This is a genomic window from Desulfovibrio sp. MES5 (genome assembly GCF_002237645.1).
Taxonomy (GTDB): domain Bacteria; phylum Desulfobacterota; class Desulfovibrionia; order Desulfovibrionales; family Desulfovibrionaceae; genus Desulfovibrio.
Genome location: NZ_MJUZ01000042.1, coordinates 1 through 8,354, shown reverse-complemented (window position 1 = coordinate 8,354; position 8,354 = coordinate 1). Strand labels below are relative to the sequence as shown.

Genomic DNA, 8,354 nt, shown 5'->3' with positions numbered 1-8,354 from the left:
GGGACGGATAGCGTCTTTAGGCGCAGCCGGCAACAGGCCCTTACAGGGCCAAATCAGCACCACCCGCTATGCGGGTGGTGCTGATTTGGCGTACGCGCAGTTTGTCCGGGCTGCTCCAGGCCGAAAGCGGGCGTGCCGTACCTTTTGAGAATATTCACTCTCAATGGCGGGCCGCTCCAAAGCAGACTGCCTTTGAGGTGGAATGCTGCCTGGAAGATACTGCCTCTAACATTCCCGTTTCAAATCAGAATACATTTTGTACTATACTATAATACAATAAGAGTTTTAGGGGGTGGGGGCGTGGGGGAGGAGACCCTTTTGCAAAAGGGTCCCTCCCCCACAAAGGATTTCAACTTTCATCAGTCCAACCTGCGCCGGGGCACAGGCTCACGCGGAGTTTTGGTGCAGCCAGCAGGCCACGTTGTGCTGTTGGCGCACGGCAATGGTCGGAGGCATTTTTTCACGGCAAACGGGCATGGCCTGAGGGCAGCGGGGGTGAAAGGGGCAGCCCCCCGGCATTGAGCGCAGTGAGGGCACACTGCCAGGAATGGTCGGCAGGCGGTCGAGTTCTCTGGAACGGGCATTGGGCGCGGCGCGAAGCAGCCCTTGCGTGTAGGGATGCAGCGGATGCGCGAAAAGATCACGGGCCGGGGCGTACTCCACCAGCCGTCCGGCGTACATGACGCCAATGGTGTTGGCCATTTGCGCGGCAACGCCCAGATCATGGGTGATAAGCAGCACAGCCATGCCGCGCTCCTGGCTGCGGGCGCGCATGAGGCGCAGAATCTGCCCCTGAATGGTCGCGTCCAGCGCGGTGGTGGGTTCGTCGGCAAGCAGCAGGTCGGGGCGGCAGGCCAGGGCCATGGCAATCATCACCCTTTGCCGCATGCCGCCCGAAAGCTGGTGCGGATAGTCGTCGTAGCGGCTTTCCGGCGAGGGAATGCCCACCTCCGCCAGCAGGGATATGGCCTCCTCGCGCGCCTGGGCGCGGTGCATCCCCATGTGCAGGCGCAGGGGTTCCGCCACTTGCTCGCCAACCCTGAGCACGGGGTTCAGAGAGGTCATGGGCTCCTGAAAGACCATGCCGGCGCGCCGCCCACGGATGCTGCGCAGCGCGCGCGGAGGCAGGCGCAGTATGTCCTGCCCGTCCAGCGTTATGCTGCCGTCCAGGCGGGCATTGTCCGGCGTGAGGCGCAGTATGGCTCTGGCGGTGAGGCTTTTGCCGCAGCCGGATTCGCCCACAAGGCAGGTGATGTGCCCGTGGGGCAGGCTGAAGCTCACATTTCGCACTGCCGGCAGGGGGCCGTCGTCCGTCTGGAAGGTGATGGAGAGGTCGTCCAGACGCAGCAGGGGCGCGCCTGCCTGAGTGCGCGGCTGGCCTTGCTGCAGGCTGGGCTGCAGATTGGGCTGCTGGTTTGGCTGCCGGTCTTGTGGCGTGTGAAACGGCGTGGCTTCTGTACTCATGATGTTACGTCGGCAAAAGGGTGGGTTAGCGCCTTGTTACTTTGAAACTGCCCTGGCGACTGCGTGAGCAGCCGCCAGCCGCGAAGGCGTAAGCGCCATTTATTTGAGCTGTTAAGCGCCGAAGAGCGCGTGTCTTCAACTTTAAGAATATATATTCTCAAAGTAAATCTGCTCCAGGAAACTGCCGGGGCGCTATGCGCCCATGAAATCCTGCCATTTTGCCAGCAGGGCGCGCAGGGCGTTGCCGCGATGGCTGCGGGCGTTTTTTTCATCCCTGGTGAGCTCGGCGGCGGTTTTGCCAATGGCGGCGTCAAAAAAAACAGGGTCATAGCCAAAGCCGTTCTGGCCGCGCGGCTCGGTAAGCAGGCGGCCGTCCCAAATGCCGCGTACCACCATTTCCGCGCCGTCGGGGCGCACGCAGGCCATGCAGCTCACAAAACGGCAACCCCTTTTGTCTTCCGGCACATCTGCCAGCTCGTGCAGCAGCTTGCGGATGTTGCGAACGTCGCGGCTTTCACCGGGCAGGCTTTCCCAGTCGTCCGAATAGCGGGCTGAATACACGCCGGGCCTGCCGCCAAGAGCGTCCACTTCCAGCCCCGAATCGTCGGCAATGCTGGTAAGGCCCGTCAGGCGCGCCACCTCGCGGGCTTTGATGCAGGCGTTTTCTTCAAAGGTGGCGCCGGTTTCATCAATATCGCCAATGGTGGGAAAGAACTCCAGACCAAGAACTTCCACGCCGAACTGCGACAGGGGGTCAGCCAGTTCGCGCACCTTGCCCGCATTCTGGGTGGCCAGCACGATTTGTATGGGATTTGTACGCATTTGGGGAACGCTCCTTGGCGGTCAGGGCCGCTGTTGCATTAGGTCAGTTTTGTGGCGTTGGGGCATCACCACGGTAGCCACAATGATGCCGGTGATGACCAGCGCGCCGCCCACCATCTGCGCGGGCGTCACTATTTCGCCGAGGATAAGCATGGCGGCTATGCCCGCAAAAACGGGCAGGCTGTAATAGACCATGCCCGCGCGGACTGGCCCGATGTAGTCAATGGCCACTGTCCACAGCCAGAAAGACAGGGCCGAGCAGCCGATGCCCGTATACAGCACGCCGATGACCAGCGGGGTGGACAGGTGGGGTGTGGGCAGCATGACCGCCTCGATGGCCGTGAAGGGCAATGAATACAGCAAGCCCAGGGCAAACGTGGTCACGCTGAAGCCTATGGGCGAAATGTCAGGGCTGCGCTGCCGGATGAACAGGGAGTAAAGACCAAAGCTCAGCACGCCCCCGAGAGCCCAGAGGTCGCCCTCGTTAAAGCGCAGGTGGGCCAGCCTGTCCCAGTCGCCACGGCTGACCAGGGTGGCTACGCCGACCAGCACCACCAGCACGCCCGCCATACGGCGCGGCGAGATCGGTTCTCCGTAAAGAACGCGCGAGAGTATGAGAATGACTATGGGGGCTGTGGGCACCAGCAAAGCCATATTGATGCTTTCCGTGGTCTGCCCGGCTTTGTAGATGAGGGTGTTGAGCAGCGTCACGCCGAGAATGCCCAGCAGGGAGAGACCGCGCCAGTTTTTCTTGATGGCGGGCCAGTCCGTGTGCCAGTGCCTTTTGGCAAAAGGCAGCAAGATGATCAGGGCGATGAGCCAACGCCAGAAATTGCATTGCCAGGGGGGGATGAGTCCGGCTACGGCTCTGGCCACCACAAAATTACCGGACCAGATGACAACGGCGAGGAGTGCGCAGGAATAGCCCGTTACGGTTTTTTGCATGAATCTGTCCATGGCCGGCCCAGAGGCCCCGGTAAAGATGGCAGCAACAGCGATGCACCACAGCAGATCAGTATAGTGCATGTGCCCGGCAAAGGCAAAGGGCCGCAGGCTTTGCCCATCAAGGGGCGCGCCTTTGTCATGCGGTGTGGAAGCAAAAAAAATTTATAATTATTCCTCATTGTTATACGGCTTGTCCACGATGGCACTTTCCTTTTGCGCAACAAGGGGATATTATTAAAACTTAAACTTCATTAGTGAGGAAATGAGCATGAAACTCATAGACATATTTGCTGTTCCCGCCCCTGAAACGCGTATTCCCGTGCCTTATGTCATCGCCGAAGCCGGGGTGAACCATGAGGGCAGCATGGAAATCGCCCGCAGGCTTATTGACGAGGCCGCAGAAGGCGGCGCGCAGGCCATAAAGTTTCAGACGTACAAGGCGGGCACCCTGGCCTCCAAGGATTCCCCGGCATACTGGGACACCAATAAGGAGCCGACCAGCAGCCAGTACGAACTCTTCAAGAAGCACGATTCCTTCTGGAAGAACGAGTTTGAAGCCCTGAAGAAGCACTGCGACGCGGTGGGCATAGCCTTCATGTCCACGCCTTTTGACGTTGAATCCGCTCATTTTCTCAATGATCTTATGGACGTGTTCAAAATTTCCTCTTCAGACATCACCAACAAGCCCTTTATCCGCACCCTGTGCGACTTTGGCAAGCCCATCCTGCTTTCCACCGGCGCGGCGCATCTGCATGAAATTGCGGAAGCGGTGGAGTGGATTGAAGAAAAGGGCAACAAGCTGGCCCTGCTGCACTGCGTGCTCAACTACCCCACAGCGGACGAAAACGCTGCTCTGGGCATGATTCCGGCGCTCAAGCGGCATTTCCCGCAGCACGCCATAGGGTATTCCGACCACACGCTGCCCAAGGATATGCATATTCTTGAAACCGCCACCCTGCTTGGCGCGCGCGTGCTGGAAAAGCACTTTACCCATGACAAGACTTTGCCCGGCAACGACCACTATCACGCCATGGATAAGCACGACCTGCGGCACTTTTTTGAGCGCCTTGCGGGCACGCTCGCCAGCGTGGGCGAGATGAGCCTGCGCGCCCTGCCGGAAGAAGAACCCGCCCGTCGCCACGCTCGCCGCTCGTTGGTCACGGCCCGCGCCGTGCCCGCAGGCACGGTCATCAGCGCTGCCGACCTCACCTGGAAGCGCCCGGCCCACGGCATCTCGCCGCGCAACTATGACGAGGTCATCGGCATGCGCGCGCGTCACGATCTGGACGAAGACACTGTGCTGCACTGGTCTGATCTGGACAGCGGCGACAGGGCCTAGTCATGAATCAGGAAAGCAGCATACTTGTTCTCGGGCGCATGCCCCGTGGCGCGGAGCCAGAGACGCACCGGCCCGCCGGGGTGTGGTGTTTTGTCGAGCAGGAGGAGCTTTTTCCCTCCTGGGACAAGCGTTTCGCCTTTCCGCCGGAGCCGCTGGCGGAGGTGCATGCCGTTGAACACGCATGCAAGTGCGCTCAGGCCCTGTGCGCGGACAGCATCGTTCCGCTGGCTGCGGAACTTTGTTCTCACAGTGAAGGGCTGCCCGCTGCCTACTGGGAAACCCTGCTGGCTCCCTGGGCCATCAACATGGCCTCGCAGATCGTTGAACGCTGGGGCCGCGTCAAGGCCATGGTCGAAGCCTGGGGCGAGGAAGCCATACACGTTCCCCTGCTGCCCCGCGATTGCCATTTCGTCTTCTGGACGGAACCGGACTTCACGCTGCACGGCGCTCTTGGGCACTCTTTCAACCACTGGCTGTTTTCGCGTCTTTTTGAAGCGTACTTCCACGACGGCTGGCCCGAAAAATGGACATGGGAATACCTGTCGCCCGTTCGGCGTGAGTATGGAACAGGGCAGCACCCCAGCGGCAAGGCCCGTTTGCTCCATATGGCCCGAAAAGCCATGCTGAGCCTGCCCTTTCCCAGGCTCAAGGGGCTGAGCTGGGAGCAAAGCCTGCGGTTTTCGCTGGCGCTGCTGCACAGGAGCCGGGGGCAGGATCAGTCCCAGCCCTTGTCCTCTTACGGCAAGGCGACCACTGGCATGGATGCGGGCCTGCCGGAATGCCTCGATCTTATGGCCCTGTTTCGCGCGGGTATGCCCAAGTCGTTGCGTTCGCTGCGCCATCCCGAAAGTCTGAGCGTCAGTCCGCTTGGGCCCCGGCTGCGCGTGCCCAGCGTGCTGGCGTACGAGGATGCCGAGTACCGGCAAAAGCTGGCTGTCTGGCGCGGGCGCGGGCACAGGCTCATGTATGTGCAGCACGGCGGCAATTATGGTCAGGTGCGCTATGCCTGCGATACGGCCATGGTGGAATATGCGCAGCATGCCTTTGCCACCTGGGGCTGGAGCGAGCACGGCAGCAGCCGGGGAAACTTTATTCCCATGCCCTATCCGCAACTGGCGCGCCTCAAGAAACGCTGGCACGGGCAGGACGGGTACACGCTGTTGCTGGTAGGCACGGAGATGCCGGGCTACGGCTACAGGCTGGACGCCCATCCTACTCCCTTGCAGCTGGTGGAATATCGGCGCGACAAGCTGCGTTTTTTTGAGGCCTTGGGGCGGACACTGCAGAACTGCTCGCAGTACCGGCCCTATTTTGCGCTGCCGGGCTCCCTGCGCGACGCGGACTGGCTGCTGGAGCGTATCCCCCAGGTGCGCCTGTCCACCGGGCCATTGCAGCCCCAATTGCTTTCTTGCCGCCTGCTGGTGGTTGACCATAACTGTACAACCACCCTTGAGGCCATGGTGGCCAATGTGCCCACCATTCTGTACTGGAGGCGGGATGTCTGGCCCGTTACGCCGCAAAGTGACGCCTTGCTGGACGTGCTGACCCGTGCGGGCATATTGTTTGCCACGCCGGAAGAAGCCGCCGCCAAGGCTGCGGAAGTTTGGGAAGACCCGCGCGCATGGTGGAGCCGCACTGCGGTGCAGGACGCCCGCCGCGCTTTTTGCGCCCTTCAGGCCTTGACGGTCAAGGGCAACGAGAACCATTACTGGATCCAAACGCTGAAGAGTCTGTAACACATGCAAATTCGTGTATCTGCCCTGGTTTTACTGGTGGCCCTGAGTTTTTCGTTTCTGTTGATGCCGCAGGGCGCGGCCCGCGCCGATGACGGTGAAAGCCTGCGCCAGGTGCAGGCCGCCTTGAATAAAAGCGATTTTGACGAGGCCGTAAAGCTGCTCAAACCCCTTGTGGACAGCGGCAATGCCGAAGCCCTCTATGTCATGGGCCGTCTTATCCTGGACGGCAAAGGCGTGAAGAAAAACCGCACCCGTGCGGCGGAATTCTTTCGCCTGGCAGCGGAAAAGGGCGATGTGAGCGCCATGAACTCATGGGCGACGGCCCTTGCCTCCGGCGACGGCGTGCCGCGCAACTATCGAGAGGCCGCCCGCTGGTTCCGCAAAGCGGCAGACCAGGGCCTTGCCATGGCCCAGTATAATCTCGGCTATCTCTACGCCTACGGGCGTGGCGTCAACAAGGACGAAAGCGCCGCCATCGACTGGTACAGCCGCGCCGCCAATCAGGGGCTGGCCTCTGCCCAGTATTCCCTTGGCTGGACCTATCTGAACGGCAGCGGTGAAAACCAGAGCGACACCAAGGCCGCGCACTGGTTTGAAAAGGCCGCCGAGCAGGACCACGCCAAGGCCCAGAACAACCTTGCCTATATGTACGCCGAGGGGCGGGGCTATGCGCAGGACCCGGCAAAGGCTCTGCAATGGTATACCCGTTCGGCTGAACAGGGCTACGCTGAAGCGCAGTACAACCTTGGCTTCATGTACGAGCAGGGCCGCGGCGTGCCGCAGGACTACACCAAAGCCGTGGACTGGTACCGCAAGGCCGCCGAGCAGAACGAGCCCGCCGCGCAATACAGCCTTGGCCTCATGTATGATCAGGGCACGGGCGTGCCGCGCAATCTGAGTGAGGCCAACCGCTGGTACAGTCTGGCCGCCAAGAATGGCGATCCTGACGCCAAGGCCGTTGTGCGGGCTCAGAATAACAAGCCCCAGCCTGTTCGTAAGGCTCCGGCGCCGAGCAAACCCGTGAAAAAAGAGAAAAAGCCGCAGTAATAATGCAGCAATAGCTTTCAGATTGTCTGTCTGAATTCAAGAGGCCCGTACTTTACAAGTGCGGGCCTCCTTGCGTGTGTGTGGGGTATCTATGTCTGTATTTGGGCCGTCAGCGCGGGAAAGCCTGCGCAGCGGGCGGGAATTCTTCGCAGTCGGCGTTTTAAGATAAATAAAATAGGGCTTGTCCGTTGAGAGGTGATTGTTGCGCCCTGCGGGCACGGGGGCTTTCACTTTCTTTAATTTAGTTTTGGCCGCCTGCGCGGCAGGCGGCAGATGGGGCCTGTTAGGGGCTGCCGTGTAATGCCCCCATGAATCAAGCGGCCTTTAGGGGAGAATCCTTCCAGTTCTTACCAGCCTGCTGATGCACGCATTACGGGGTCTTCCAGCCAAGCGCCGAGTGCAGGTACGTGGTGTTAAAGAGTCCTATTCAGCTGGAAAGAGCGTCGGCCAGGTGCTCAAGGCTGCGCCCTTCGTGCAGCCAGAAAAGTTCTTCCTTAATCGTGCGCATTGTCCGTTCAATATCCGCGTTCCTTTGGGATTGTTATAGCTGGTGAACGCCTGTGAGATGTCTAGTGTCGCGCATTCACGCACAGAAGCCTTTCCTGTTGGATGGCAGCCATTATCGCTCATCAGACTCAGGCCCTGCCCTAGGACGCCTTCGGGAAGGTGCGCCTGAATGCCCATATCCAGGGCTGGAAGGAAACTCCCTTAACAGGCTACCTTGTTAATGGGGGCAGTATAATGTTTTCCCAAACGCTGTCAGAGCTATCGTGTCGGAGATGTGTGTAAATAATCCCTCTGCTACTGCGTGAAGGGAGGACACAAAATTATTTATGATTTTACGCCACTATCTAGATAGTGTCTACACGAGTTGTGATAAAAGTTTCAGCCACAGAGCAATGCACCGTATTCGCACGGCAGCAGCGAACGCTGCGAGTGTTTTTGCATACCTAGTAGCAATGCCTCGCCACCTCTTCAGGTGCAAAAAAGCATTCTCTACC

General features: G+C 59.9%; 6 protein-coding genes and 1 pseudogene. 3 read left to right on the top strand and 4 right to left on the bottom strand.

The annotated features are described in order from the left end of the window. Positions 1–387: 387 nt before the first annotated feature. The 3 genes from BCS36_RS11235 to BCS36_RS11225 all read right to left on the bottom strand — a co-directional run bounded on the left by BCS36_RS11235 (position 388) and on the right by BCS36_RS11225 (position 3,231). Positions 388–1,464 carry an ABC transporter ATP-binding protein gene (locus BCS36_RS11235; protein ID WP_291302984.1) on the bottom strand — a complete coding sequence of 359 codons (1,077 nt, stop codon included), beginning with the start codon at positions 1,462–1,464 and terminating at the stop codon, positions 388–390. A gap of 192 nt (positions 1,465–1,656) precedes the next feature. Continuing rightward, complete coding sequence (gene rdgB / locus BCS36_RS11230; RefSeq protein ID WP_291302983.1) at positions 1,657–2,286, bottom strand: RdgB/HAM1 family non-canonical purine NTP pyrophosphatase; 630 nt, start codon at positions 2,284–2,286, stop codon at positions 1,657–1,659. Between the two features lie 21 nt (positions 2,287–2,307). Further along, positions 2,308–3,231, bottom strand: coding sequence for a DMT family transporter (locus BCS36_RS11225; RefSeq protein WP_291302985.1), 924 nt, complete (start codon positions 3,229–3,231; stop codon positions 2,308–2,310). A 268-nt stretch (positions 3,232–3,499) separates the two neighbouring features. Here BCS36_RS11225 and BCS36_RS11220 point away from each other — a divergent pair, with 268 nt between their 5' ends. Genes BCS36_RS11220 through BCS36_RS11210 form a run of 3 tightly spaced genes read left to right on the top strand, consistent with a single transcriptional unit; the run spans position 3,500 to position 7,353 of the window. After that, a complete protein-coding gene (locus BCS36_RS11220; RefSeq protein WP_291302982.1) occupies positions 3,500–4,570 on the top strand; it encodes an N-acetylneuraminate synthase family protein in 1,071 nt (356 codons plus the stop codon). A 2-nt stretch (positions 4,571–4,572) separates the two neighbouring features. Next, a complete protein-coding gene (locus BCS36_RS11215; RefSeq protein ID WP_291302981.1) occupies positions 4,573–6,306 on the top strand; it encodes an LIC12162 family protein in 1,734 nt (577 codons plus the stop codon). A gap of 3 nt (positions 6,307–6,309) precedes the next feature. After that, the gene (locus tag BCS36_RS11210) at positions 6,310–7,353 is read left to right on the top strand and encodes an SEL1-like repeat protein (RefSeq protein ID WP_291302980.1); all 1,044 of its coding nucleotides are present in this window, start codon (positions 6,310–6,312) and stop codon (positions 7,351–7,353) included. 862 nt (positions 7,354–8,215) lie between these two features. Here the strand turns inward: BCS36_RS11210 and BCS36_RS11205 are convergent. Beyond that, a pseudogene (locus BCS36_RS11205) lies at positions 8,216–8,354 on the bottom strand (IS5/IS1182 family transposase); the annotation flags it as partial.